Source organism: Amycolatopsis sp. NBC_01307, from assembly GCF_035975215.1.
Lineage (GTDB): Bacteria > Actinomycetota > Actinomycetes > Mycobacteriales > Pseudonocardiaceae > Amycolatopsis.
Window position 1 is genome coordinate 2,017,745 of sequence record NZ_CP108403.1, and the last position, 23,029, is coordinate 2,040,773.

Below are 23,029 nucleotides of genomic sequence, written 5' to 3' on the forward strand. Positions count from 1 at the left end.
ACACGGTGAGCGGTATCAGGGTTCTGGTGGCGGGAGCGAGCATCGCGGGGCCGGCGCTGGCCCACTGGCTGCGCCGGCGCGGGGCCGAGGTGACCGTGGTCGAGCGGGCTCCCGGGCTGCGTCCCGGCGGGCAGGCGGTCGACGCGCGCGGGGTGACCAAGGAGGTCATCCGGCGGATGGGGCTGGACGCGGCGGTGCGCGCGGCCCGCACGCAGACCGCCGGCGCGCACACCGTGGACGCGGACGGGACCGTGCTGGAGACCTTCAGCGCGGAGGACGACGGCGGCGACGGGTACATCTCGGAGATCGAGATCCTGCGCGGGGACCTGTCCCAGGTGCTCTACGACGACACCCGCGACGGCGTCGAGTACCTCTTCGGCGACCGGATCGCCGAGCTCATCCAGGACGACACCGGCGTCGACGTGACCTTCGCGGGCGGCGTCCGGCGGCGCTTCGACCTGGTGATCGGGGCGGACGGGCTGCACTCGGCGCTGCGGGCGATGGTCTTCGGGCGGCGCGAGCGGTTCGTCCGCCACCTCGGGCTCGTGCTCGCTTTCTACAGCGTGCCCAACGAGTTCGGGCTGGATCGCTGGCTGCTCGACCACCAGGACCGCGCGTCCGGGCGCTCCGCCAGCCTGCGGCCCATCGGGGACACCACCCGGGCGATGGCCATGTTCTCCTTCCCCGCGGCCGAGTTCGACGTCGACTACCGCGACATCGCGGCCCAGAAGGACCTGCTGCGCGAGCGGATGGCCGGCCTGGGCTGGCTGACCCCGCGGATCCTGGCGCACCTGGACGACACCCCGGACTTCTACCTCGACCAGGTCGCCCAGGTCGTGCTGGACCGCTGGTCGAGCGGCCGGGTGGGGCTGCTCGGGGACGCCGCGTTCAGCGCGTCGCCGATGTCCGGGCAGGGCACCGGGCTGGCCCTGGTCGGCGCCTACCTGCTGGCCGGCGAGCTGGCCGCCGCCGGCTGGGACCCGGCGGCCGGGTTTGCCGGCTACGAGCGGCGGATGCGGTCGTTCGTCGAGGCCAACCAGGAGATCGGCCGGCTGCACGTGCGCAGTCTCGCGGTCCCCGGGCCGGACGACGAGCCGGGCGAGGAGCCCGACGTGGAGGCGCTCACCGAGCTGGTCGAGCGGGCGATCAACGGCGTCGAGCTGCCTGATTACGCGGGCGTGCCGGACTCCGGGGCGCCGGTCACGCCGTAGCCGTCACGAAACGTCGTTCTGCGGCAGGGTTTTCCGCAGGTGCCTCAGGGTTTCGACGGTCCGGGCGCGATCGGCTTCGCCGCCGGCCACGCTGGCCACCAGCTCGGTGACGCCGGCTTCGGCGAAGCGGTGGATCGCGGCCGCGACCGCGTCTTCGTCGCCCGCCACGAGGGTCTCGGACGTGTCGGTCTTGCCCTGTTCGCCCAGGAGACGGCGGTAGCTGGCGAACCGGCTGGCGGCGCCCAGCCGGGCGGCGAGGTCCGCGCGGACGCCGTCCGGGTCGGCCGTCACGCTCACCGGGATCGTGGCCACGACGCGCGGCGCGGGCCGCCCGGCCGCCGCGGCGGCTCGCGTGACGGCCGGCACGATGTGGTCGCCGATCACCTCGGGCCCGGCCCAGACCGTGGTCGTGCCGTCCGCGAGCTCCCCGGCGATCCGCAGCATCACCGGCCCGAGGGCCGAGACGAGCACGGACGGCGGCGTGCTGCCCGGGACGTCGATGATCCCCGCGGCGCTGACGGCCTCCCCGCGCCGCTCGACCTCTTCGCCGCGCAGCAGCGGCCGCAGCACCTGCAGGTATTCGCGGACGTGGCGCGCGGGGCGGTCGAACGACAGGCCGTACTGGCCCTCGATGATCTCGCGGTGGCTGGGCCCGATGCCGAGCGTCAGCCGGTTCCCGATGGCGGCCTGCACGCTCAGCGCCTGCCCGGCCAGCGCGAGGGGGTGCACGGCGTAGGTCCGCACGACCGCGGTGCCCAGGCCGATCCGCGGCACCCGCTGCCCGACCAGGGCCGCCACCGTCAGGGCGTCCCACGCCGTCAGCTGGGGGAAGAAGACGCTGTCCAGCCCCGCGGTCTCCGCGGCGCCGACCTGCGCGCCGATGTCGTCCAGGGTCACGTCCGCACTGGGGACGTACAGGCCGATCCGCATCATGCCTCCAAGGTGAACCGGAACTTCATCTTCCGGAACCACCGTACCCTAAGCTGAAGGTGATATTCCGGTTGATGGGAGGGATGCCGATGCGAGCGGACGCGCTGCGCAACCGCGAGCGGATCGCCGCGGCCGCCCTGACCCTGTTCGCCGAGCGCGGCCCGGACGTCTGCATGGACACCATCGCCCAGGCGGCCGGGGTGGGCGTCGGCACCCTGTACCGGCACTTCCCGGACCGGCAGGCGCTGCTGCTGGACATCGCCGCGGGCGCGTTGCGCGACCTGATCGAGTTCGGCGCCGGCGCGCTGGAACGGGAGGACGCCGGGTGGCAGGCGCTGGTGGCGATCGTGCGGTTCTGCGCCGGCCTGCCGCTGGCACTGGCCAAGTCGCTGGCCGGGTCGCTGCCCGCCGGGACCGGGCTGCCCGAGCTGGAACAGGAGAGCGACGACCTGTTCGCGCGGGTCGTCCAGCGGGCACAGGGGGAGGGCACCGTGCGGCGGGACATCCCGCCGCCGGACGTCGTCGCCCTGCTCGCGGTGGTGGTCTGCCGCCCGGGCGCCCGGCCCGACGACCACCTGACGACCGTGATGCTCGACGGCCTGCGCCAGGAGTGCGTCCGCGCCACGTCGTGAGAAATGTTCATGATTCGGACATCGTTGACACTTCACGCACGTGTTCTTACTTTCGGTGCATGGCAACGGGATGGCGTCTCACACGACCGTGTCCGACGGCGTCCGCGAGACGGGTCTGTTGTCGCTGAGCGTGTCTCCGCGACCGATCCGGCCCGAGGAGTCCTCATGCACCGCGCCACCGAACGGCCGGCCGACCTCGACCACCTGCTCGCGCACGGGCCGTTCCCGGCCGCGCTGCGGGCGGCGATCGTCGCGCGCGGGCTGTCCCTGGACCGCATCCGCCACCGGCTCGCCCGGCGCGGCCTCTCGGTCAGCGTGCCCACGCTGAGCCTCTGGCAGTCGGGCCGCCGCCGTCCGGAACGCGCCGAGTCGCTGCGCGTCCTCACCGGGCTGGAGCAGGTGCTCGAGCTGCCCGCCGGCTCCCTCGGGACCCTGCTCGGGCCGCCGCGGCCGCGTGGCCGGACCCCGGTCCGCGGCCGGGCCGGGCAGCTGGTGACCGTCAGCCAGCACGACCGGGCGGAGATCGACGCGCTCGGCGGGCTCTCGGCCGTCCGGGCCCGCGTCGTCCTGCGCGCCACCGCGGCCGGGCTGGACCGCTGGCCGGTGCGGTGGCACTTCGAGCCGGGTGTGGCGCCGAAGATCGTCGCGGACCGCAACTGCTGCGTCGGCAGCGTCGAGCACGACCTGGACCACGACCGGCTGACCGCCGAGCTCGTGCTGGACTCACCGCCCGCGCCGGGCGAATCCGTCGTCGTCGAATACCGCGCGACGTTCCCGGCCCGGCCCGTCGCGCGGGGGTACGTGCGGATCTTCGACCGGCCGGTGCGCGACTACCTGCTCGAAGCCCGCTTCGCCGAGCTGCCCGCGCAGTGCGTCCGCGTCCACGGCGAGGACGCCGACCGTGAGCTGGTGCCGGACTCGGGCGGGACCGTGCACGTCGCCGAGGCCGACGTCGCGGGCCGGATCGGGATCCGCTGGGAGACGTGAAACAGGTGTGGCCCCGGCGAGTGCCGGGGCCACACCCTCCTTGCGCGGCGGCGTCAGGGAGCGACGTACAGCGTGCGGTTCGGGCTGCCGCTGCCCGGGTTCTTGACCAGGTTCGGGGTCGAGGTGGTGATCAGGGCCTGCGCGACCTGGGCCGCGGTCGCCGTCGTGTGGGTGGCAAGGTAGAGCGCCGCCGCACCGGCGACGTGCGGCGAGGCGAACGACGTGCCGTTGCCGGTGTAGGTGGCATTGTCGTTGGTGTTCCACGCCGACGTGATGCCGACGCCCGGGGCGAACAGGTCGACCCCGGCGCCGTAGTTGGAGAAGGACGCGCGGGTGTCGGTCTTGTCCGCGGCGGCCACGGTGATCGCCTCGGCCACCCGGGCCGGCGACGACGTCGAGGCGTTGGCGTTGGAGTTGCCCGCCGCGACCGCCCAGGTGACGCCGGCGGCGATCGAGTTGCGGACGGCGGTGTCGAGCGCGGTCGAGACCCCGCCGCCGAGACTGGCGTTGGCGACGGCCGGCTTCTTCGCGTTGGCGGTGATCCAGTTGACGCCGGCGATCACGCCGGCGGTGGTGCCGCTGCCGTCGGAACCGAGCACCCGCACCGGGTACAGCTGCGCGCCCTTCGCGACGCCGTACTGCGACCCGGCGATCGTCGCGGCGACGTGCGTGCCGTGCCCGTAGCCGTCGTCGGCGTTCGTGTCGTTGTCGACGAAGTCGAAACCCTGGTGCACGCGGCCGCCGAAGGTCTGGTGCGTCGCGCGGATGCCGGTGTCGAGCACGTAGACGTTCACGTTCGACGCCGTGGTGGCGTAGGTGTACTTGCTGTCCAGCGGCAGGTTCCGCTGGTCGATCCGGTCCAGGCCCCACGACGGCGGGTTCTGCTGCACGGCCTCGGTGCGCACGGTCTTGTCCTGCTCGACGAACGCGACCGCCGTGTCGGCGGCCAGCCGCTTGGCGTGCTTTTCGTCCAGGTGCACCGAGAACCCGGCGAGGTTCCGCGTGTAGACCCGGTCGACGGTGCCGCTGTAGCGCCGGGCCAGGTCACCGCGGTCGGTCGCGTTGTCCTTGAGCACGACGATGTAGCTGTCCTTGACGGCGTTCGCGTCGGCCGCGCCGAGCACGACGCCTTCCGCGGCCTGGGCGGGGGTGACTCCGGTCAGGACGACGGCCGCCGTGACGGCGACGGCGGCTCCGACGGATCTCGCTGCGCGCATTTCCTGCTCCTCGGGGGAAGTGGGTTTCTCCGGCTCCGAAGCTAGGTCGCCCGGTGTTTCTTCGGCAGCCGCGGATTTTTGCGGTTTTACGGTGGGTTTTGCGGTTCCGCAACGGCGCCGGGCAAGCGTTTTCCCGCAGCGGAAGCAGGTTTCCGCGGACTGGACGCCCCGCTCGGACCTGTCCGCGATGTGGGACCACCCGGCCCGGGCCTCGGGGCGGGCTTAGGCTGCGAGACGTGACGACGCTCGAGGAATCCGGGGCGGCCACCGCCCTGCCGCTGATCGACATCTCGCGCTTGCGCGGGCCCGCCGCGGACCGCGCGGCGTTCCTGGACGAGCTGCGGCGGGCCGCGCACGACGTCGGCTTCTTCTACGTGGTCGGCCACGGCGTGCCCGAGCGGCTGACCAGCGGGATCTTCGACGCGGCCCAGGAGTTCTTCGCGCTGCCCGTCGAAGAACGGCTGGCGATCGAGAACATCCACTCCGCGCAGTTCCGCGGCTACACCCGCACCGGCCACGAGTACACCGGCGGGACGCCCGACTGGCGGGAGCAGATCGACATCGGCCCGGAACGCGAGCCGGTGGCGCCCGGCGGCCCCGCGTGGCAGCGGCTCATCGGTCCGAACCAATGGCCGGAAGCGCTTCCCGGGCTCCGCGAGACCACCCTCGAATGGCAGGCCGAAGCCCTGCGCGTCAGCCGTGAGGTGCTGCGCGCGCTCGCCGCGGCGCTGGGCCAGGACGAGGCCTACTTCGACGCGTGGTTCGACGAAGAAGCGTCCACGCACGTGAAGATCCTGCGCTACCCCGGCCGGCCGTCGGCCGAGCGGGACCAGGGCGTCGGCGCGCACAAGGACTACGGCTACCTGGCCCTGCTGCAGCAGGACGGGATCGGCGGCCTGCAGGTCCAGGCGGCCGACGGCAGCTGGATCGACGCCACCCCGGTGCCGGGCAGCTTCGTGTTCAACATCGGCGAGATGCTGGAGATCGCGACCCAGGGGTACCTGAAAGCCACCCGGCACCGCGTCGTCAGCCCGCAGGCCGGGGTCGAGCGGTTCTCGGTGCCGTTCTTCCTCGGGCCCCGGCTCGACGCCGTCGTCGAACCGCTGCGGCTCCCGCCCGAGCTGGCCGCGGACGCGAAGGGCGTCAGCGAGGACGCGGACAACCCGCTGCACGCGGCGTTCGGGGAGAACGCGCTGGTCGGCTGGCTGCGGTCGCACCCGAAGGTCGCGCAGCGGTGGTGGAGCGACGTGCTGGCGGAGCGCGGGTGAGCACCTTCGAGACCCGCCAGATCCACGCCGGCGCCCGCCCGGATCCCGCGACCGGGGCCCGCGCGACGCCGGTGTACCAGACGTCGTCGTTCGCCTTCGCCGACGCGCACCACGCCGCCGAGGCGTTCGCCTTGCGGGACCTGGAAACGCACGCCTACACCCGGTTGTCGAACCCGACGACCATGGTGGTGGAGGAGCGGCTCGCGGACCTCGAAGGCGGCGTCGCCGCGGTCGCGGTGGCCAGCGGCCAGGCCGCGACGACGCTGGCCCTGCTGAACATCGCCCGCGCCGGCGACCACATCGTGGCGGCGGCGAGCCTGTACGGCGGCACGTACAACCTGCTCGCCCACACCTTCGCCGACCTCGGGATCACCGTCGGCTTCGTGCGCGACCCCGACGACCTCGAGGCCTGGCGCGCCGCCATCCGGCCCGAGACGAAAGCGCTCTACGCCGAGACCGTGGGCAACCCGCGGGGGAACGTCCTCGACATCAGCGCCGTCGCCGAGGTTGCCCACACGGCCGGGGTGCCGCTGGTCGTCGACAACACCGTGCCCACGCCCTACCTCGCGCGGCCGCTGGAGCACGGCGCGGACGTCGTCGTCCACTCGACGACGAAGTTCCTGTCCGGGCACGGCACCGCGATCGGCGGCGTCGTCGTCGACGGCGGGACGTTCGACTACACCGCGGACCCGGACCGCTGGCCGCAGCTGACCCGGCCGGACCCGAGCTACCACGGGCTCGTCTTCGCGCGGGAGTTCGGCGCGCTGGGCTACAGCCTCAGGCTGCGCACGAAGCTCGTCCGCGACCTCGGCCCCGCGGTCTCGCCGTTCAACAGTTTCCTGCTCCTGCAAGGCATCGAGACGCTGTCGCTGCGGATGGAACGGCACGTGTCGAACGCGCGGGCCGTCGCCGCGTGGCTCGCCGACCGGCCCGAGGTCGAGGCGGTGCACTACGCCGGGCTGCCGGGCAACCCGTGGCACGACGCGGCGAAACGCTACCTCTCGCTCGGCGTCGGCGCGGTGGTGGCGTTCGACCTGGCGGACGGCGCCCGGGCCGGAATCCGGTTCGTCGACCGGGTCCGGCTGTTCAGCCACCTGGCCAACATCGGCGACGTGCGCAGCCTCGTCATCCACCCCGCGTCGACCACCCACGCCCAGCTCGACGCGGAGCAGCAACTGGCCAGCGGCGTCACGCCGGGGCTGATCCGGCTTTCGGTCGGCCTGGAAGGAATCGGCGACCTGCTCGCCGACTTGGCACACGGACTGGGGACGCGTGATGGCTGAATTCACCGGAAGCCGCGGGAAGATCCACTATGGACAGTGGAGCCCGCCCGAACCCGATGCGCTCGTGGTGTTCTTCCACGGCCTGGGCGAGCACATCGGCAGCTACCAGCCCTTGTTCGACGCGCTCACCGGGGCCGGGTTCGCCGTCTGGGCCCACGACCACGCCGGGCACGGCCACAGCGACGGCGAGCGCGTCCTGATCGAGTCGGTCGACGACCTGCTCGCCGACGCCGCCACACTCGTGGCGCTGGCGCGCGACGCGCACCCGGGGCTGCCGCTGGTGGTCGCCGGGCACTCGCTCGGCGCGACCGTCACCACGCTGCTCGTCGGCGAGGACCGGCTGCCGGACCGCCCGAAAGCGCTGGTGCTCGCCGGTTCCTCGCTGGTGCCGGACGCCGCCGGCGGGCTCGTGAACCTGCTCGCGAGCGGCGTCGACCCCTGGGAGCTGCGCAAGGACCCCGGCGAGCTGACCCGCCACCCGAGCTACGCGCAGCAGATCCGCGACGACCCGCTGACCTGGCAGGGCGGCCTGCGCCTGGAGACCCTGGGCGCACTCGGCGCGGCCGCCCCCCGGGCGACGGCCGTCCTCGCGAAGCTCGACCTGCCGGTCCTGCTGCTGCACGGCGCCGAAGACGACCTCGCCCCCGCGGACGGCGCCCGGAAGGCCGCCGAGCTGCTGCCGGACGCCCGGGTGGTCGTCTTCCCCGAAGACCGCCACAACATCCTGAACGAACTGGACCGCGACGACGTCCACCGCGTCTTCGCCGAGTTCGCCGCCGAACACGCCCGCGGCTAGGCACTGTCCTGTGAGCGGTTGAGCTGGACCTCCGGTGGTTGCGCCCGGCCTGACCAGGGTCACGGCTGGTTAGCGGTCTGCTTGACCGTCCGGATCACCGGCGCCGTCTCGATGTGCGTGATCGCGGGCAGCGCCGCCACCCGGGTCGTCAGGTAGCGGTACAGCGCCCGCTGGTCCGGGCACACGACGGTGGCGTAGAGGTTGCTCGGCCCGGTCGTGGCCGCGGCGAACGCGACCTCCGGGTGCCCGGCCAGCTCTTCCCCGGCCCGCGCCAGCTGCGCCGGGACGACCGAAAGCCAGAGCAGGGTCCGCGTGCCGGTGCCGAAGAGCTGTGCGTCGATGTCGATGTCCAGGTACAGGACGCCGTGGTCGCGCAGGTCGCTCATCCGGCGCCGGACCGTCGTCGGCGACCAGCCCGTGCGGGCGGCCAGCCGGGCGATTCCGGTGCGGCCGTCGGTGGCCAGCGCGGCGAGCAGCTTCCGGTCGCCGTCGTCGAGCCGCACCGGGCCCGGCCGGCGGGGTGACGGGGGCGGGCGCAGGCGCTCGACGGCGGCGTCGTCCAGCCAGCCGAGCTTGGCGATCAGGCTGTCCGGGCCGCCGTAGAAGGTGTGCAGCACCGAATGCGCGGTGACGCCCTCGACGCGCGGGGTGCGGGGGAGCTTCGCCAGCAGCAGCGCCTCGCTGTCGGCCGCGGTCTCCGTGCGCACGGTGCAGGTGATCTCGGTGCCGCCGGAGGTCAGGCTCACCCAGGACGTGTCGGGCCGGCGGGCCAGCGCCTCGGCGACCGGGACCGCCGCGGTGGGCGCGCACCGCACCCGCAGGAACCACAGCGCGCCACCCAGCGCGGCCGGGTCGACGTCGCCGACCACCCGCACGGCCCCCAGCGCCCGCAACCGGGCGTAGCGGCGGGCGATGGTGCGATCCGACACCCCGAGAACGTCGGCGATCGTGCTGAACGCGGCCCGGCCGTCGACCTGCAGCGCGTGCACGAGCCGGCGGTCCAGCTCGTCGTAGTCGGATTCCACCGTGACGAGCCTACTGGTGCCGGATTCGACCGCGGATCACGTCGTTTCTGGCCCGGCCGCGGCGGCGGGCGCAGCGTGGGTCTCGTCCTGATCGACACGAACCAGGGGAGAAACCATGGACACCGGAGTGCTCGTCGTCGGAGCCGGCCCGACCGGACTGACGCTGGCCAACGAACTGCGGGTGGCGGGGGTGCCCGCCGTGCTCGTCGACAAACTGCCGCGGCGCAGCGAACTCTCGCGCGCCGGCGGCGTGCAGTCGCGCACGCTGACCGCGCTCGACCAGCGCGGGCTCCTGGAACCGTTGCTGGCGACCGGGAACTACCCGACCAGCGCCGGGCACTTCGCCGGCATCGGGTTCTCGCCGGCGAACACCGCCCACCGCCTGCCGTGGCGGTCCGTGCCGCAGGTCGAGATCGAGGGGTTCTTCGAGCGGCACCTCGCCGCGCACGGCGTCCACGTCCGGCGTGACCACGAGCTGAGCGGCCTCGATCAGGACGCCGACGGCGTCACCGCCACCTTCGGCAACGGCGCGGTCGTCCGCGCCCGCTACCTCGTGGCCGCCGACGGCGCGCACAGCGTGGTGCGATCCCTGCTGGGGGCCGGGTTCCCGGGCCGCCCGGGCACGTCGACGGTGATCGCCGCCGACGTCCGGCTGAGCGGTGCCGGCGAGCCGATGTCGCACACGTGGACCGACGACGGTTACTGGGCCGCGCTGTACCCGCTCGGCACGGACGCGCGAGGCCGGCCGCTGCGCCGGCTCGTCCTGGGCGGCCCGGACGCGCCGGCGCGGGACGTCCCGGTCACCGAGGACGAGATCCGCGGCGGCCTGAAGGAGGTGTTCGGCTCCGCCGTCGAGCTGCTCGAACTGCGCTACGGCCGGCGCATCACCAACGCGGCCCGGCAGGCCGAGCGCTACCGGCACGGGCGGGTCTTCCTGGCCGGCGACGCCGCGCACGTCCACCTGCCGCTCGGCGCGCAGGGCATGAACACCGGCATGCAGGACGCGCTGAACCTCGGCTGGAAGCTCGGCGCCGCCGTCCACGGCTGGGCGCCGGTGGGCCTGCTGGACACCTACCACGCGGAGCGGCACCCGGTCGGCGCGGCGGTGCTGCGCAACGTCCAGGCGCAGAGCCTGCTGATGGACTGGGCGGGCACCCGCGACCCGGACGTCGTGGCCACCCGGGAGCTGTTCGTGGCACTGGCGGAGCTGCCGGAGGTGCAGCGCCACCTCGGCGACCTGCTGTCCGGGATGGCGATCCGCTACGAGATGCCGGGGTCGGAGGCCCACCCGTCGATCGGCCGCCCGGCGTCGGACCTGCGGCTGGGCGAGGCCCGGCTGCACGAGCTGCTGCGCCCGGGCCGCGGCGTCCTGCTCGACCCGGACGACGCCTTCGCCGAGGTGGCCGGCCGCCGGCCGGACCGGGTGGACCGCGCGGGCGCAGGCGCGGCGACCGAGCCGCTGCTCGTCCGCCCGGACGGCTACGTCTGTTGGGCCGGCGACCCGGATGAGCTGGAACCGGCGCTGGCCCGGTGGTTCGGCGAACCACGCGGCTGACCGGGCCGGTTCGCGACGAGCAGGACTGGGTATTCGCGGGTGGGACCCCGGCTACGGTCGGTGTCGACGGGGTGACCGGACGAACAGGAGGCCGTGGGTGGGGCGGAAGATGCGCTGGGCAGTGGTCAGTGGGGACGGATTGCCGGTCAGCGGGCTGCTGACGATCTTCCGCAACGTCGTCGACCGGGCGCGTGACGCGGACTTGCTGGAGTTCCCGGTCACCGCGGACCTCGGCTACTCGTGGCGGGCGGACAAGCAGCGGTTCTTCCCGCGCGGCCTGCCGGGTGCCGAGTACCCGTCGTGGCTGCAGGTCTCCGACGCGGTGCCGGTATCGGTGGATCCCGCGCGGTGGATGGAAAAGCTCGACACGATCCGCCGCACCGTGGCCGCGGCGGAGGAGCTGGACGAGGCCGAGGCCGCCGGCTTGCGGCGTGAGATCGAGACCTACAGCGAACACTACGAAAAGTACTTCTACGACTGGTTCACCGAGCACGACGTCGACTGGGTGGTCGCGATCAACCTCACCCTCTCGGACGCCGTCCCGGTCACCACGGCGCTGCACCGCGCCGCGGCCCGCCGGTGGGCGGGGGACCGGCCGGGCGGGGTGCTGTACTGGGACCACGACCTGTTCGGCAGCTGCGCGATCTTCGAGGACGGCAAACGGTTCTACCCCGCCGCGCCCAACGACTTCACGCCCGTGCCCGGCACCACCGAATCGGACCGGTGGGCGGTGGTGTCGCCGGCGTTGCTGACCGAGGCGCGGAAGTACCCGTCCGAGCTGGAGCCGGAGCTGCTCACCAACGTCCTCCCGCTGGTGCCCGGCGGCCCGCTTGAGTCCCGCCACCAGGAGTTCCTGGCCGAACGCGACATCGAGCCGGACCGGCCTGTCGTCCTGGTGCCCGTGCGGGTCTTCGCCGTGAAGGGCGTGGACATCTCCGTGCGGGTGTTCGCCGGCGTGCGTGACGAGTGCGCGCGCCTCGGCGTGCCCGACCCGGTCCTGCTGGTGTTCGGCAGCCTCGACGAGGAGCCGGGGTACGCGGACGTCGTGCGCGAGGCCGTGGCGGAGACGGACGTCGCCGACGCCGTCCGCTTCCTCGACGGGGTCCCGATTTCGAGCCACCGCGACAGCGCCGGCGCGTGGCAGCTGGACGAGATCGACCTGGTGCGGGTGGCGCGGGCCTCGCACGGCGCGGTGCTGTTCACGCCGAGCTGCGTCGACGTCGAGACCGTCGGCCTCGGCCCGGCCCTCGCGGCGCTGGCGGGCATCCCGTGCGCCGTCACGCCGTACGACGCGTTCGCCGACCACTTCGGCCCCGGCTTCAGCCGCGTCGAGGTGGATCCCGAGGACCCGCGCCCGGCCGGCCACGACCTGGCCCACCAGCTGTCGGCCCTGCGCGAGGGTGACGAGTCCTTGACAGCGGCGATGCGGGCGAACCTGGCCCGGGTGGAAGAGCGCTTCCCGGACGGCCCCTGGACGACGTTCCTGACCGCGATGGCCGACGGAACGGCCTGACGCAAGGGAAATCGGTGGACGCCGGGGCCGGGTGTGGCGCATCCTCCGGGAGAGCTACTACTTCGGACCGCGGTCGAGCGACTCGGCCACGACGAGCAGGGAGGGCAAGCCGTGAACCTGATGCCGAGCCGAGCCCGCCATCCGCGCTCGCGGCACCGCTGAACCACCGCCGGTGCCCGTGGGGAGACGCGCCGGAGCGCGGGTGATCGTCGCTCGATCACCGGAGAGGGTTCGACTCCCTCGTCTTCCACCGTGACCGAAGCCGAAGTAGACGAGGCCCCAGGTTGTGGCCCTGGGTTCAGCCGGTGCGAGTCCGGTCGGTCACTCCACCCTCCGCGCGTGGCCCGGTGGCCACCTGGGACTCATGATCCCGGGGCGCCTGGTTCGGCACCAGGACGCGCGACCGCTCAGCGCAGCAGTGTGCCGAACGCGAGGGTGAAGAACGCGGCGAAGGACGAGCCGTCCTTCGCCGCGCGTTCGCCCACGATGGCGCCTTCCCAGGCGTTGACCAGGAAGCGGGCCAGCACCTCCGGGTCCTGCTTCGTGGTCACCGAACCGTCGGCCTGGGCTTCGCGGATCGTGCTCGCCACGGCCGCCGACCAGCTCGCGAAGCTCGTCACCAGGCCGTCGCGAATGGCGGGGCTGTGGTCGGCCGCTTCGTTGCTGAAGTTGCCGAACACGCACCCGCGTTCGTAGCCGTACTTCTCGATGTCGCTCGCCAGGAAGCCGAAGTGGTCACGCAGTCTCGTGAGCGGCGCGACGTCCGCCTTGGCCAGGTCCGGCACGCGGCGGGTGGCGCCGTAGCGCTCCATGACGACCAGCGCCAGCGCTTCCTTGCTCTCGAAGTGGTTGTAGAACGACCCCTTGGGCACGCCCGCGCTGTCAGTGATCAGCTTGACGCCGCACGCGTTGTAGCCGAGCCGGTGGAACTGCTCGTACGCGGCGTCCACGATCTGCTCTCGCACGCTGGCCCGGGCCATCGGGGCCTCCTCCGGTTCAATATGGGCGGTCGTCTACCTCGCCTCAAATGTTAGCCCGCCACCAGCCGGTGAGCACCCGGGCGTAGTCGGCCGCGGCCTCCTCCCAGGTGAAGTGGCCCGCGTCGAGGACGTCGAGCTTGCTGTAGGGGAGCCGCTCGTGCAGGTACTCGGCGTTGGCCACCGGCACCACCGGGTCCTTGCCGCCGGCGATGATCTGGACCGGCGTCTCGATGCCCGGCAGCAGGTCGCCGAGGATCGGCAGCTCGGTGGGGTACGCCCGGACGTAGGGCATCTGGTCGACGAACCGCTGACCCCGGTAGGCGGCCAGGTAGTCCTCGCGCACGACCTCGGGCAGCTCGTACCCCTCGATGGTGGCGAGCGCGAACGTCACGATGTCCTTGGGCCCCATGGCCCGGTACGGCGCCAGGTCCGCGGCCCGCACCCACTCGTCCAGCACCCCACCGAGGTTCAGCGGGACGGCCGTCCCGCCGCTGCCGACGGTCACCGTGGCGAACCGGCCCGGGTGCCGCGCCGCCGCGAACAAGGCCGCGCTGGTGCCGACGTCCGGCCCCACGACGTGTGGCTTCGCCAGTCCCAGCTCGTCGGCGATCCGCACGACGAACTCGCCCATCGCCTGCGGGGAGAGCAGCTCCTCCCGCAGTTCCGAGTGCCCGAACCCGGGCAGGTCCACGGCGATCAGGCGCGCGTGTTCCGCCAGCCGCGACCAGCTCGCGTCGAAGGCGTACAGGCTCTCCGGCCACGGGCTCAGCAGGAGGGCCTCGGTCTCGTGCGGCCCGTCGCTTTCGGCGTACCGGACGGACAGCCCGTCGATGGTGCGGAACCGGGGCTTGATCTCGCTCATGTCCTCGTCCTCTCTTCGGTCGTTTCAATATGACCGGTCGTCTTAGAGTCGTCAAGGAGAGTGACGCAGGGCACAGCCGAGGGATCAGCCGTCGCCGTACTTCTCGCCGATCTCCTCGATCTCGGGCAGCCCGACCAGCTCGGCGAAGTCCGTCAGCCCGGGCAGGTCCCGGACGGCGTTGACCGGCGTGCCGTCCTGAGCGATCCGGCCGAGCACCGACCGCATGGCCTCGGTGGCCGCCAGCAGCGTCGAGATCGGACAGATCACCAGCCGGAAACCCAGCTCCCGCAAGCGATCCCGGCCCAGCGGCGGCGTCTTGCCGCCCTCGGCCCAGTTGAACAGCAGCGGCACGTCGCGGAAGGTGTCCGCGACCCGTTCGATCTCGGCTTCGGACTGCAGCGCTTCGACGAAAAGCATGTCGGCACCGGCGTCCCGGTAGCGGCGGGCGCGGTCGATCGCGGCGTCGAGCCCTTCGACGGCGCGGGCGTCGGTGCGCGCGATCAGCACGAAGTCCGGGTTGTACCGCGCGTCGACCGCCGCCCGGACCCGGTCGGCCATCGTCGCGGCGGGCACGACGCGCTTGCCGTCCAGGTGCCCGCAGCGCTTCGGCGCGACCTGGTCCTCCAGGTGGATCGCGGCGACGCCGGCGGCCTCGTACTCGCGGACCGTGCGGATGACGTTGAGGGCGTTGCCGTAGCCGGTGTCGGCGTCGGCGATCACCGGCACCTCGACCACCGAGCGGATCCGGCTCGCCGCCTGGACCATCTCGGTCATCGTCAGCAGCCCGACGTCCGGCCGGCCGAGCAGCGACGCCGTCGTGCCGAACCCGGTCATGTAGACGGCGGGGAACCCGGCCGCCTCGACCAGCCGGGCACTCAGCGCGTCGTACGCGCCGGGCGCGACGACGAACTCCTCGCCGGCCAGCAGGTCCCGCAGCCGCGCCGGCCCGGAAATCCGTGGTCCCAGCAGATCGGCCACTCCGGCCACCTCCTCGTTTCCTGACGCTCAGGTGTAGCAGACGGCGGCCTCGTGGAAGTGCGCCGCCGCCGGACCGCTCAAGGATGACTGCACCGCCCTGAACCGGTCGAAACGGAGAACCGCCATGCCCATGATCGACGTGTACGCCCCGGCGGGCGTCATCGGCGACAAGAAGAAGCTCGCCCAGGAACTCGCGCAGACCGTGATGCGGTGGGAGAAGGTCCCGGTGATCCCGTTCTTCACCGAGAACACCGCGGCCTTCGTGCACGAACTGCCCGACGACGCGCTGTCGGACGCCGGTGGTGGCGGTGACCACGTCCGCGTGCAGGTGACGACCAACGCCGGCGCGCTGGACCGCGAGCAGCAGCTCGGCGTCGTCCAGGACATCACCGCCCAGGTCGCCGCGGCCGCGGGTGACCCGGGGCTGGCCGCGCGGACGTGGGTCGCGCTGACCGAGGCCGTCCCGGGCGGCTGGGGGATCGGCGGGCACGCCTACACGAACGACGAAATCGTCCAGCACGTCCGTTCGCTGCTCGGGAAGTCCTGACCGGACTCCTCCGTAGCGGGTACGAATGTCGGTATGACGGTTCTGGGTGAGGAACGGCCCGCCTGGCGGGAGGTCGGCGGCCGGGTGGTCGAGCGCGCGGCGGGCGGCACCCCGCTCGCCCGGCTCGAAACCCTGGCCCGCACCTCGGCGGACCCGATCGGCTGGCGCTTCCGCCAGCCGGCCGCGGCGCTGTTCTGGTGGGGTTCCGGCGTGCGCGAGCTGCGGCTCGCGGTGGACGGCCGGCCGTTCCACGACGTCGTCACCGCGACCAACAGCCTCTGCTACATCCCGCCGGACACCGAGGTCACCGGCACGTTCGCGATCGACGGCCTCTGCCGCTACACGGTGCTGTTCCTCGACCCGGACCTCGCCGCGGACCACGACCTCCCGGCGCCGCGGCGCGCGCTCGTCGGCTTCGACCGGCCGCCGCTCGTCCGCGCTCTGCGTGAGGTCACGGCGGAGGCGGCGGCCCCGGACGAGACGTTCGACCTATTCGTCGACGGCGTGGCCCGCCAGAGCCTCGCGCACCTCGTCCGGCTGACGCGCGGGGCGGAACCCGCACCGCCCGCCGCCGGGCTGCCGGCCGGGACGCTGTCACGCCTGGACGGCTTCGTCCGGCGGAACCTGCGCGACCCGGTCACCGTCGACCAGCTCGCCGCGGTGGCCGGCTTCAGCCCGCGGCACTTCCTGCGGTCGTTCCGCCGCAGCACCGGTGTGACGCCGATGCGCTGGGTCCTGGACCTGCGCCTGCGCGAGGCCGAACACCGGCTCGCCGCGACGGCGGACCCGATCGGCGTCATCGCCGCGGACTGCGGGTTCAGCCACCCGCAGCACCTGAGCACCGCGTTCCGCCGGGCGCGCGGCGTCAGCCCGTCGCAGTACCGCGCGGCCCGGTAGTCCGTTGTGGACGGTCAGCCGATCGACGGGATGAAGGTGGGTGCCTTCCGGGCCGGGGCCGCCTTCTCGAACGCCGCCGCCAGCGAGAGGATCCGCGCGTCCGCCCAGCGTCCCGCGAAGAACGAGACGCCGATCGGCAGCGGGCCCGCGAACCCGGCCGGCACCGACACGTTCGGGTAGCCCGAGACGGCCGCCGGGGTCGACGAGCCGAGGACGAACGCGTCACCGGAGCCGTACGTCGTCTTCCAGGCCGGGCTGTTGGTCGGCGCCACGATGGCGTCCAAGTGGTGCGCCGCCAGGGTTTCGTCGATCGACCGGCGGGCCAGCGACGTCGCCGTCGCGCGCTGGGCGCGGTAGGTGGGATCGGTCGGGGCCGGTGCGGCCGCCGCCTGCTCGAACAGCTCCTGGCCGAACTTCGACAGCTCGACCGGGTCCTTCTTGTCGAACGCGATCAGCTCGTTCAGGTTCGCGGGATGGCCCGGCCGGTGGGTGAGGTAGGCGTTGACGTCGCGCTTGAACTCGGTGAGCAGGGCCGGGGACTCGGCGGCGCCGATCTCGTCCTGGTAGGGCAGGTCGACCTCGACGACGGTCGCGCCGCGCGAGGTCAGCGTGCGGACGGCGTCCTGGACGACGCGGTCGACGTCGGCGTCCTGGCCGGCCTTGCGCCAGACGCCGATCCGGGCGCCGCGCAGGGCACCGGGGCGCAGCAGGGCCGCGTAGTCCGTCGGCTGGCCCGCCGGGATCGCCGCCGTCGCGGGGTCCGCCTTGTCGCGTCCCTGCAGGACGGACAGCGTGATGGCCGTGTCGACGACGTGGCGCGCCAGCGGCCCGGCGGTGTCCTGCTCCGCGGAGATCGGCACGACACCGGTCCGGCTGACCAGGCCCAGCGTCGGCTTCTCGCCGACGACGTCGTTGGCGCCGGCCGGGCAGACGATCGAGCCGTCGGTCTCGGTGCCGATCGCCACCTGCGCCAGGCTCGCGGCCACCGCGGCGCCGGAGCCCGAGGAAGAGCCGCACGGGTTCCGGTCGAGGACGTACGGGTTGTTCGTCTGGCCGCCGATCCCGGACCAGCCCGACGTCGCGTTCGTGGAGCGGTAGTTGGCCCACTCGGAGAGGTTGGTCTTGCCGAGGATCACCGCGCCGCCGCGCTGGAGCCGGTCCACGAGGGCGGCGTCGGCCGCCGGCCGGCTGCGCGGCAGGGCCCGCGAACCCGCGGTGGCCGGCAGCGTCCGGGTGTCGATGTTGTCCTTGAGCAGCACCGGGATCCCGTCGAGCTGCCCGAGCGTGTGGCCGGTGCGGCGGCGGGCGTCGCTGGCGGCGGCCGCGCGCAACGCCGTCGGGTCGACGGCGACGACGGAGTGGATCTTGCCGTCCAGCGCGTCGATCCGGTGGAGGTAGGCGGCGGTCAGCGCCACGGCGCTCAGGCGGCCGTGGTCCATCCGCTGCTGGAGCTCGGGGATGGTGGCCGCGTCCAGGTCGAAGCCCAGTGACGGGCCGGCCTGGGCGGGAGCGGCGGCGGCCGGCGCGGGCACCGGGGCCGCGACGAGGCCGGCGAGGGCGAGGAGCACGGCGGACGAGCGCAGTCGGATCACGGCGTACATGTGACTCCTGAACCCGGCGGGGGTCAAGCCGCCATTCGTCGGCCCGGGTGCGATCATGGGTGTCCTGGGAGGACGTTCATGACTGCTCGCGACGCGCTGATCGCCGTGGCCGCCCTGGTGGCGCCGGACGTGCCGCAGGTGCGTGCCCGCGCCGCGGCCGCACACGACGATCCCGAGGCCTACCTGCGGGAACACGGCGACAGCCTCGACGACCGCGGCATCGACACCGCGATCCCCGAGCTGCCCTGGATCGCCTTGGTGGACGCACTCGCCGACCACGGGCTGCTGGCCGAAGTGGACTGGAAGGAAGCACCGGACGAGATCGTCGGCCGGCTGCGCGCCCTGCGATCCGCGCCGGCCGGGGACGCGGCGTGGACGTCGCTCGCGGAAGCGGACCTCCCGACCTTCGAGTTCCTGGAACTGGCGGGCGGGCAGCTGGCGGCCGCGGGCACCGCGCTCGCCGTCCTCGACATCGAGTCCGACTGCTACCCGCTCGTGCTCCTGCCGCCCGCCAGGACCGCCGACCTCCCCGGCCTGGCCGCGGCGGCGGGCTTCAAGGCCGCGGTCCTCCCGGCCTAGCGTCACCCGCTGAGCCGCACGACCTCCGCGCGGGCGTGGGCGACCCGGTCCGTCTCCCGGCCGCCGGCGCGGGCGATCTCCCGGGCCAGGTCGCTCGCCGCGGCCATCCGGTGCCTCGCCGTGCGGCGGCTGTGGACGTGCTTGCGGTAGGCCTTGCGCTGCTTCCGGAGGCCGCTGACCGCGTCGAGCAGGGGTGGGTCCAGCACGCCCGCGCCGGCTTCCGGGCCGAGCAGGTCCCGGGTCCAGGCCCGCTCGCGGCGGGCGGCGTGGCGCAGGACGTGGAACAGGAACGTCAGCTCGATCGCCGCGATCACGAACGGCAGCACGGCGACCAGGGGACCGCGGCCGCCGAGGCCGGTCATGTCGTCCCACGCGAAGTGGAACACCATCGCCACCAGCATGGTCAGCACGCCGCGCACGACGTTGCGTTCACCCGGCACCCGGCTCAGCACCCACATCAGCCCGGCGCAGAAGATGGCGCTGAACAGCGCGTGCGACACGATGCCGGACGCGCCCCGGTAGAGGAACACCTGCAGCGACGCGCCGACCTGGTTGCTGCCGAAGCTCTGCGCCGCGCCGTTGTAGACGTAGAGGACGTCCTCGAAGACCTGGAAGCCCAGGCCGATGAAGGCGCCGATGATGAACCCGTCGTAGACGCTGCGGACGAGCCGGGGCGCGAGCCCGATCAGCAGGACGAGCCCGAGGGCCTTGCCGAACTCCTCGTTGATCGGGGCGGTGAGCCCGGCGGCCCAGTCGGCGGCGAAGGCCGTGCCGCCGAGCTTCGTCCACAGCTCCAGCAGGGCGGTGTTGGCCGGGAGCGCGATCCAGAACGTCGCGGCGATCCCGCCCCAGGCGAACGCCGTCGTCAGCAGCCGGCCCGGCTGCGCGGTGTAGCGGTTCTGGTGGCGCAGCAGCACCAGCCAGGGCACGAGGTAGAGCCCGAACAGCAGGATCCCGCCGGTCAGGGCCGGGGTGTAGAAGCCGCCGTCGCCGCCGAAGTAACGCAGCATCCCGAGCGCGCCACCGCCGACGCCGACGAGGTACACCCAGAACGCCAGGTTGTGCGGCTGGAAGAAGCGGAACGGCAGGCCCCAGCCCGACTGCTCGATGGCGGCGAGCTGGGCCGTCTTGGTCTCGGACGTGGTCGTCACCGGCTCGCTCCCGGGGTGATGCTCCGCAGGACGCCGTCGATCTCGCCGCGGAACCGCTCGAACTGGCCCGGCGCGGTGCGCACCCGGAACAGCAGCGCGGGCGCGGCGTCGGCCGGCTCGCCGCGGCCGGCCACCTTGAAGGCGACGTCGAGCCCGTCACCGCTCGGCGACGTCGTGCTCTGCGCGACGCCGGTGAGCCCGGCGGTGGTCGTCACCGTGCCCCGCGTGCCGTCGATCGCGGGAGCGTCGTTGCCCTCCGAGCGCCGCACCTGGTCGAGGAAGGCTTCCGCGGTGCCGCTGTAGGCCGCGCCGCGCAGGGCGATCGTCGCGCCGCCGGTGGCCAGGACGACCTGCAGGCTCGTCGGGTTCGTGACGGAGGCGCCGGTCAGCGTGCCGCTCTGCAGCTGCCAGCCCACCGGCGGGACGGCGGTCGCGCCGTCGCCGAGGTCGAGCAGGTCACCGGCCCGGATCTCGTTGTGCCAGGGGATCGCGGCGTTGAGCGCGGGCAGCCCGTACCCGAGCAGCAGGGCGATGGCGAGCACGATCAGGGCCGGGGTGAAGGTCCGGCGGTCGAGCCCGAAGAGCCGGTGCTCGACCGGCACCCAGCCCTGCGGTGGTTCCGGCGCGGTCACGGTCAACGAACAACTCCTCGCGGGGGTCGGGTAACGGTCATCAGAACACGAACCGGCCCACCGCGGCGATCACCGCGGTGGGCCGGGTGCGTGGTGCACCCGTGCGGGTGAATCCGGGTCAGAGCCGCCCGGCGCGCTCGTACAGCTCCCGCACGGGGCCGGTGAACGCGGCGCTCGTGAGGTTCTGCGTGACGCCGTCCTCGCTCATCGTGCCCCGGCTGGTGACGCCGAAGATCGTGCCCTGGCCGGTGGCGGGGTCGAAGTCCCGCAGCCACGGGCCGCCGCTGGAGCCGCCGGACAGGTCGCAGTCCGTCTTCCAGTCCGACAGGACCGAGTTGACCTCGAGGGTGGCCGGCCGCGCGCAGGACAGCAGCGCTTCGCCGCCGGCCAACTGCGACACCGGGTAGCCGAGGATCGTGGTGCCGACCGGGGACGGCGGCTGGTCGAAGGAGACGTCCTGGGTGCCCGCGACGTCGGCGGCGTGCCGGCCGCCGACCGGGTCGAGGGCGAGCACCGCGTCGTCGTCCGTGCCGCTCGTCGGACCCGAGTAGGTGGCCGACCAGGCGAAGGCCCGGACCGGGAACACGCCGTAGGGCGCCGTCCCGTGGTCGTAGCCGGGGACGAACACGACGTTGACGATCTTGATCGGGTTGTCGAAGCGGTCCAGGCCGCCGTTGACGCAGTGCCCGGCGGTGAGGGCGACGTCCTTGCTCGCACTGGGCACCACGGTCGCGGTGCAGGACTCGTCGACCCCGGGCTCGGCGGTGAAGAACAGCCGCCCGACGCCCGCCGGGACGGGCCCGTCCCAGACCCGGCCGATCTTCTCGGCCGGCGGCAGCCAGTCCGCGCCGGCCCACTGCCGCATCCGCTCCGGCGTCCAGTGGGCCAGCGCCGCGGCCCGGTCGGCCGCGCTCACCTGCGTCACGACCTGGTCGCCGTCGGCCGCGGTGGCCGGGGCGGCCAGGACCGCCGCCGCGGTGCCGGCCACCGCCAGCAGGGTGCCGGCTCGGGAAAGGGCGCGCGAGTTCGTGGTCATGTCCGGTGGACGCCCGCCCGCCGGGGAGGGTTGTTCGCCGAGCGGGTGATCTTGAACCGCCTCACGGCGCGACGGAAGCGTCCCGGTACCTCAGGATTCCTTCGACGCCGAGCAGGAACGTCTCGCAGATCGGTGCGGGGTCGGTGAGGCAGCCCGCGGCCATCGCGCCGTCGCGGAGCATGACGAAGTGCCGGGCCGCGGGCTCCGGCGCGGTCTCGCCGGTCCGCGCGAGCAGCTCGGTGACGGTGTCCAGGAACCACTGCCGGTGGGCGAGGACGGCCTGGTGCACCGGGTGGGCGGGGTCGGGGTACTCCGCCGCGGCGTTGAGGAACGCGCAGCCGCGGAAGCCGGGGGAGCGGATGCCGTCGGCGATCGACCGGGCGACCGCCCGGACGACGTCGGCCGGCGCGCCGCCACCGGCCCGGGCGGCGTCGGCTTGGGCGCGGATCGCCTGGTCGGCGGCGGTCAGGTAGGCGACGAGCAGGTCGTCCTTGCTCGCGAAGTGCCGGTAGAGCGTGGCGCGGGTGACGGACGCCTCGGCGATGATCCGGTCGACGCCGACGGCGTGGAGGCCCTCTGTGTAGAACAGCCGGGTCGCGGTACTGAGCAGCCGCGCGCGTGCTTCGGACACCTGAACTCCTGCCTCCGGTTCGTTGGCTCCACGGTAGCAGATAGAACGGTCGGTCTTGACGACTCGCCGGTTCGCTGCCATAGTCCTCATCAGCAAGACCGATCGTTCTATCTACCTCGCTGTGTCCGAAGGGGAAAACATGACCACCACCGTTCCCGCCGCCGACGTCGCCTCGTCGCTGCGCCGGCTGTACTTCGTCCGGTTCGCCTTCGCTGTCGTCTGGGCCGCGCTGGTGTTCGCGACCGGGTCGAGCCTCGGGGTCGCCGGCGTCGCGCTGCTGGTGCTGTACCCGGTGTTCGACGTGGTCGCCGCGGTCGTCGACGTCCGTTCGTCGAAGGCGGCCCAGTCGGTTTCGGTGCTGTACGTGAACATCGCGATCAGCCTGCTCGCCGCCGTCGGTCTGGCCGTGGTCGGTTCGAGCGGGATCGCCGGCGTCCTGCGGGTGTGGGGGAGCTGGGCCGTCGTGGCCGGCGTCGTCCAGCTCGTCGTCGGACTCCGCCGCCGCGGCCTCGGCGGGCAGTGGCCGATGATCCTCAGCGGCGGCATCTCCGTGCTGGCCGGGGGTTCGTTCATCCTGCAGGCCACAAAGGACGGTGCCTCGCTGACGAACCTGGCGGGCTACGCGACGCTCGGCGGAATCTTCTTCCTCGTCTCCGCCCTGCGCCTGGGTCGTGCTCGGCGAAACACTGTAGTTGCGTGACTAAATTTAGTCAGTTAA

23 protein-coding genes are annotated in these 23,029 nt (G+C 73.2%); 12 read left to right on the forward strand and 11 right to left on the reverse strand.

Annotated features, from left to right (window positions below; genetic code table 11):
• Nucleotides 1–23: 23 nt before the first annotated feature.
• Nucleotides 24–1,211, forward strand: coding sequence for an FAD-dependent monooxygenase (locus OG439_RS08655; RefSeq protein ID WP_442792326.1), 1,188 nt, complete (start codon nucleotides 24–26; stop codon nucleotides 1,209–1,211).
• 3 nt (nucleotides 1,212–1,214) lie between these two features.
• Here OG439_RS08655 and OG439_RS08660 read toward each other — a convergent pair whose 3' ends face one another.
• Complete coding sequence (locus OG439_RS08660; protein WP_326948847.1) at nucleotides 1,215–2,144, reverse strand: TIGR03564 family F420-dependent LLM class oxidoreductase; 930 nt, start codon at nucleotides 2,142–2,144, stop codon at nucleotides 1,215–1,217.
• A gap of 86 nt (nucleotides 2,145–2,230) precedes the next feature.
• On the opposite strand from OG439_RS08660, the gene OG439_RS08665 reads away from it, so the two are divergent.
• Together OG439_RS08665 and OG439_RS08670 are read left to right on the forward strand one after the other, a co-directional pair.
• Nucleotides 2,231–2,773, forward strand: coding sequence for a TetR/AcrR family transcriptional regulator (locus tag OG439_RS08665; protein ID WP_326948848.1), 543 nt, complete (start codon nucleotides 2,231–2,233; stop codon nucleotides 2,771–2,773).
• Nucleotides 2,774–2,938: 165 nt separating this feature from the next.
• Nucleotides 2,939–3,760, forward strand: a complete 822-nt coding sequence (locus OG439_RS08670; RefSeq protein WP_326948849.1) for a hypothetical protein — start codon at nucleotides 2,939–2,941, stop codon at nucleotides 3,758–3,760.
• 53 nt (nucleotides 3,761–3,813) lie between these two features.
• Here OG439_RS08670 and OG439_RS08675 read toward each other — a convergent pair whose 3' ends face one another.
• Nucleotides 3,814–4,977 (reverse strand): S8 family peptidase, encoded by a 1,164-nt coding sequence (locus OG439_RS08675; RefSeq protein WP_326948850.1) that lies wholly within the window; start codon nucleotides 4,975–4,977, stop codon nucleotides 3,814–3,816.
• A gap of 236 nt (nucleotides 4,978–5,213) precedes the next feature.
• On the opposite strand from OG439_RS08675, the gene OG439_RS08680 reads away from it, so the two are divergent.
• Genes OG439_RS08680 through OG439_RS08690 form a run of 3 tightly spaced genes read left to right on the forward strand, consistent with a single transcriptional unit; the run spans nucleotide 5,214 to nucleotide 8,324 of the window.
• Nucleotides 5,214–6,245 (forward strand): isopenicillin N synthase family dioxygenase, encoded by a 1,032-nt coding sequence (locus OG439_RS08680; protein WP_326948851.1) that lies wholly within the window; start codon nucleotides 5,214–5,216, stop codon nucleotides 6,243–6,245.
• The gene (locus OG439_RS08685; protein WP_326948852.1) at nucleotides 6,242–7,528 is read left to right on the forward strand and encodes an O-acetylhomoserine aminocarboxypropyltransferase/cysteine synthase family protein; all 1,287 of its coding nucleotides are present in this window, start codon (nucleotides 6,242–6,244) and stop codon (nucleotides 7,526–7,528) included. The genes OG439_RS08680 and OG439_RS08685 overlap by 4 nt, the downstream gene beginning before the upstream one ends.
• Complete coding sequence (locus OG439_RS08690) at nucleotides 7,521–8,324, forward strand: alpha/beta fold hydrolase (RefSeq protein ID WP_326948853.1); 804 nt, start codon at nucleotides 7,521–7,523, stop codon at nucleotides 8,322–8,324. The genes OG439_RS08685 and OG439_RS08690 overlap by 8 nt, the downstream gene beginning before the upstream one ends.
• 59 nt (nucleotides 8,325–8,383) lie before the next feature.
• On the opposite strand, the gene OG439_RS08695 is transcribed toward OG439_RS08690, so the two are convergent.
• Nucleotides 8,384–9,349 carry an Lrp/AsnC family transcriptional regulator gene (locus tag OG439_RS08695; RefSeq protein ID WP_326948854.1) on the reverse strand — a complete coding sequence of 322 codons (966 nt, stop codon included), beginning with the start codon at nucleotides 9,347–9,349 and terminating at the stop codon, nucleotides 8,384–8,386.
• A 115-nt stretch (nucleotides 9,350–9,464) separates the two neighbouring features.
• On the opposite strand from OG439_RS08695, the gene OG439_RS08700 reads away from it, so the two are divergent.
• Together OG439_RS08700 and OG439_RS08705 are read left to right on the forward strand one after the other, a co-directional pair.
• Nucleotides 9,465–10,904, forward strand: a complete 1,440-nt coding sequence (locus OG439_RS08700) for an FAD-dependent monooxygenase (RefSeq protein WP_326948855.1) — start codon at nucleotides 9,465–9,467, stop codon at nucleotides 10,902–10,904.
• Nucleotides 10,905–11,001: 97 nt separating this feature from the next.
• On the forward strand, nucleotides 11,002–12,417 hold the full coding sequence (locus tag OG439_RS08705; protein WP_326948856.1) for a hypothetical protein: 1,416 nt from the start codon (nucleotides 11,002–11,004) through the stop codon (nucleotides 12,415–12,417).
• Nucleotides 12,418–12,824: 407 nt separating this feature from the next.
• Here OG439_RS08705 and OG439_RS08710 read toward each other — a convergent pair whose 3' ends face one another.
• The 3 genes from OG439_RS08710 to OG439_RS08720 all read right to left on the reverse strand — a co-directional run bounded on the left by OG439_RS08710 (nucleotide 12,825) and on the right by OG439_RS08720 (nucleotide 15,237).
• Nucleotides 12,825–13,397, reverse strand: a complete 573-nt coding sequence (locus OG439_RS08710) for a TetR/AcrR family transcriptional regulator (protein WP_326948857.1) — start codon at nucleotides 13,395–13,397, stop codon at nucleotides 12,825–12,827.
• Nucleotides 13,398–13,440: 43 nt separating this feature from the next.
• Nucleotides 13,441–14,259 (reverse strand): alpha/beta fold hydrolase, encoded by an 819-nt coding sequence (locus OG439_RS08715; RefSeq protein ID WP_326948858.1) that lies wholly within the window; start codon nucleotides 14,257–14,259, stop codon nucleotides 13,441–13,443.
• An 84-nt stretch (nucleotides 14,260–14,343) separates the two neighbouring features.
• Nucleotides 14,344–15,237, reverse strand: a complete 894-nt coding sequence (locus OG439_RS08720; protein WP_326948859.1) for an isocitrate lyase/PEP mutase family protein — start codon at nucleotides 15,235–15,237, stop codon at nucleotides 14,344–14,346.
• Between the two features lie 124 nt (nucleotides 15,238–15,361).
• Here OG439_RS08720 and OG439_RS08725 point away from each other — a divergent pair, with 124 nt between their 5' ends.
• Both OG439_RS08725 and OG439_RS08730 read left to right on the forward strand, forming a co-directional pair.
• The gene (locus OG439_RS08725; RefSeq protein WP_326948860.1) at nucleotides 15,362–15,784 is read left to right on the forward strand and encodes a tautomerase family protein; all 423 of its coding nucleotides are present in this window, start codon (nucleotides 15,362–15,364) and stop codon (nucleotides 15,782–15,784) included.
• A gap of 33 nt (nucleotides 15,785–15,817) precedes the next feature.
• The gene (locus tag OG439_RS08730) at nucleotides 15,818–16,681 is read left to right on the forward strand and encodes an AraC family transcriptional regulator (protein WP_326948861.1); all 864 of its coding nucleotides are present in this window, start codon (nucleotides 15,818–15,820) and stop codon (nucleotides 16,679–16,681) included.
• A 14-nt stretch (nucleotides 16,682–16,695) separates the two neighbouring features.
• On the opposite strand, the gene OG439_RS08735 is transcribed toward OG439_RS08730, so the two are convergent.
• A complete protein-coding gene (locus OG439_RS08735) occupies nucleotides 16,696–18,282 on the reverse strand; it encodes an amidase (protein WP_326948862.1) in 1,587 nt (528 codons plus the stop codon).
• 78 nt (nucleotides 18,283–18,360) lie between these two features.
• On the opposite strand from OG439_RS08735, the gene OG439_RS08740 reads away from it, so the two are divergent.
• The gene (locus OG439_RS08740) at nucleotides 18,361–18,861 is read left to right on the forward strand and encodes a DUF6630 family protein (RefSeq protein WP_326948863.1); all 501 of its coding nucleotides are present in this window, start codon (nucleotides 18,361–18,363) and stop codon (nucleotides 18,859–18,861) included.
• A 2-nt stretch (nucleotides 18,862–18,863) separates the two neighbouring features.
• Here OG439_RS08740 and OG439_RS08745 read toward each other — a convergent pair whose 3' ends face one another.
• The 4 genes from OG439_RS08745 to OG439_RS08760 all read right to left on the reverse strand — a co-directional run bounded on the left by OG439_RS08745 (nucleotide 18,864) and on the right by OG439_RS08760 (nucleotide 22,311).
• Nucleotides 18,864–20,012, reverse strand: coding sequence for a PrsW family intramembrane metalloprotease (locus tag OG439_RS08745; protein WP_326948864.1), 1,149 nt, complete (start codon nucleotides 20,010–20,012; stop codon nucleotides 18,864–18,866).
• Nucleotides 20,009–20,644 carry a hypothetical protein gene (locus OG439_RS08750; RefSeq protein WP_326951509.1) on the reverse strand — a complete coding sequence of 212 codons (636 nt, stop codon included), beginning with the start codon at nucleotides 20,642–20,644 and terminating at the stop codon, nucleotides 20,009–20,011. Before OG439_RS08750 ends, OG439_RS08745 begins: the two co-directional genes overlap by 4 nt.
• Nucleotides 20,645–20,762: 118 nt before the next feature.
• Complete coding sequence (locus tag OG439_RS08755; protein WP_326948865.1) at nucleotides 20,763–21,680, reverse strand: trypsin-like serine peptidase; 918 nt, start codon at nucleotides 21,678–21,680, stop codon at nucleotides 20,763–20,765.
• Between the two features lie 61 nt (nucleotides 21,681–21,741).
• Nucleotides 21,742–22,311 (reverse strand): TetR/AcrR family transcriptional regulator, encoded by a 570-nt coding sequence (locus OG439_RS08760; RefSeq protein ID WP_326948866.1) that lies wholly within the window; start codon nucleotides 22,309–22,311, stop codon nucleotides 21,742–21,744.
• A gap of 139 nt (nucleotides 22,312–22,450) precedes the next feature.
• Here OG439_RS08760 and OG439_RS08765 point away from each other — a divergent pair, with 139 nt between their 5' ends.
• A complete protein-coding gene (locus tag OG439_RS08765) occupies nucleotides 22,451–23,011 on the forward strand; it encodes a hypothetical protein (RefSeq protein ID WP_326948867.1) in 561 nt (186 codons plus the stop codon).
• Nucleotides 23,012–23,029 lie beyond the last annotated feature (18 nt).

Coding starts and splice junctions, on each gene's coding strand:
- OG439_RS08755 (WP_326948865.1), bottom strand. CDS start 21,680: ATGACCACGAACTCGCGCGCCCTTTCCCGAGCCGGCACCCTGCTGGCG.
- OG439_RS08690 (WP_326948853.1), top strand. CDS start 7,521: ATGGCTGAATTCACCGGAAGCCGCGGGAAGATCCACTATGGACAGTGG.
- OG439_RS08710 (WP_326948857.1), bottom strand. CDS start 13,397: ATGGCCCGGGCCAGCGTGCGAGAGCAGATCGTGGACGCCGCGTACGAG.
- OG439_RS08700 (WP_326948855.1), top strand. CDS start 9,465: ATGGACACCGGAGTGCTCGTCGTCGGAGCCGGCCCGACCGGACTGACG.
- OG439_RS08670 (WP_326948849.1), top strand. CDS start 2,939: ATGCACCGCGCCACCGAACGGCCGGCCGACCTCGACCACCTGCTCGCG.
- OG439_RS08765 (WP_326948867.1), top strand. CDS start 22,451: ATGACCACCACCGTTCCCGCCGCCGACGTCGCCTCGTCGCTGCGCCGG.
- OG439_RS08735 (WP_326948862.1), bottom strand. CDS start 18,282: ATGTACGCCGTGATCCGACTGCGCTCGTCCGCCGTGCTCCTCGCCCTC.
- OG439_RS08715 (WP_326948858.1), bottom strand. CDS start 14,259: ATGAGCGAGATCAAGCCCCGGTTCCGCACCATCGACGGGCTGTCCGTC.
- OG439_RS08665 (WP_326948848.1), top strand. CDS start 2,231: ATGCGAGCGGACGCGCTGCGCAACCGCGAGCGGATCGCCGCGGCCGCC.
- OG439_RS08740 (WP_326948863.1), top strand. CDS start 18,361: ATGACTGCTCGCGACGCGCTGATCGCCGTGGCCGCCCTGGTGGCGCCG.
- OG439_RS08675 (WP_326948850.1), bottom strand. CDS start 4,977: ATGCGCGCAGCGAGATCCGTCGGAGCCGCCGTCGCCGTCACGGCGGCC.
- OG439_RS08730 (WP_326948861.1), top strand. CDS start 15,818: ATGACGGTTCTGGGTGAGGAACGGCCCGCCTGGCGGGAGGTCGGCGGC.
- OG439_RS08660 (WP_326948847.1), bottom strand. CDS start 2,144: ATGATGCGGATCGGCCTGTACGTCCCCAGTGCGGACGTGACCCTGGAC.
- OG439_RS08725 (WP_326948860.1), top strand. CDS start 15,362: ATGCCCATGATCGACGTGTACGCCCCGGCGGGCGTCATCGGCGACAAG.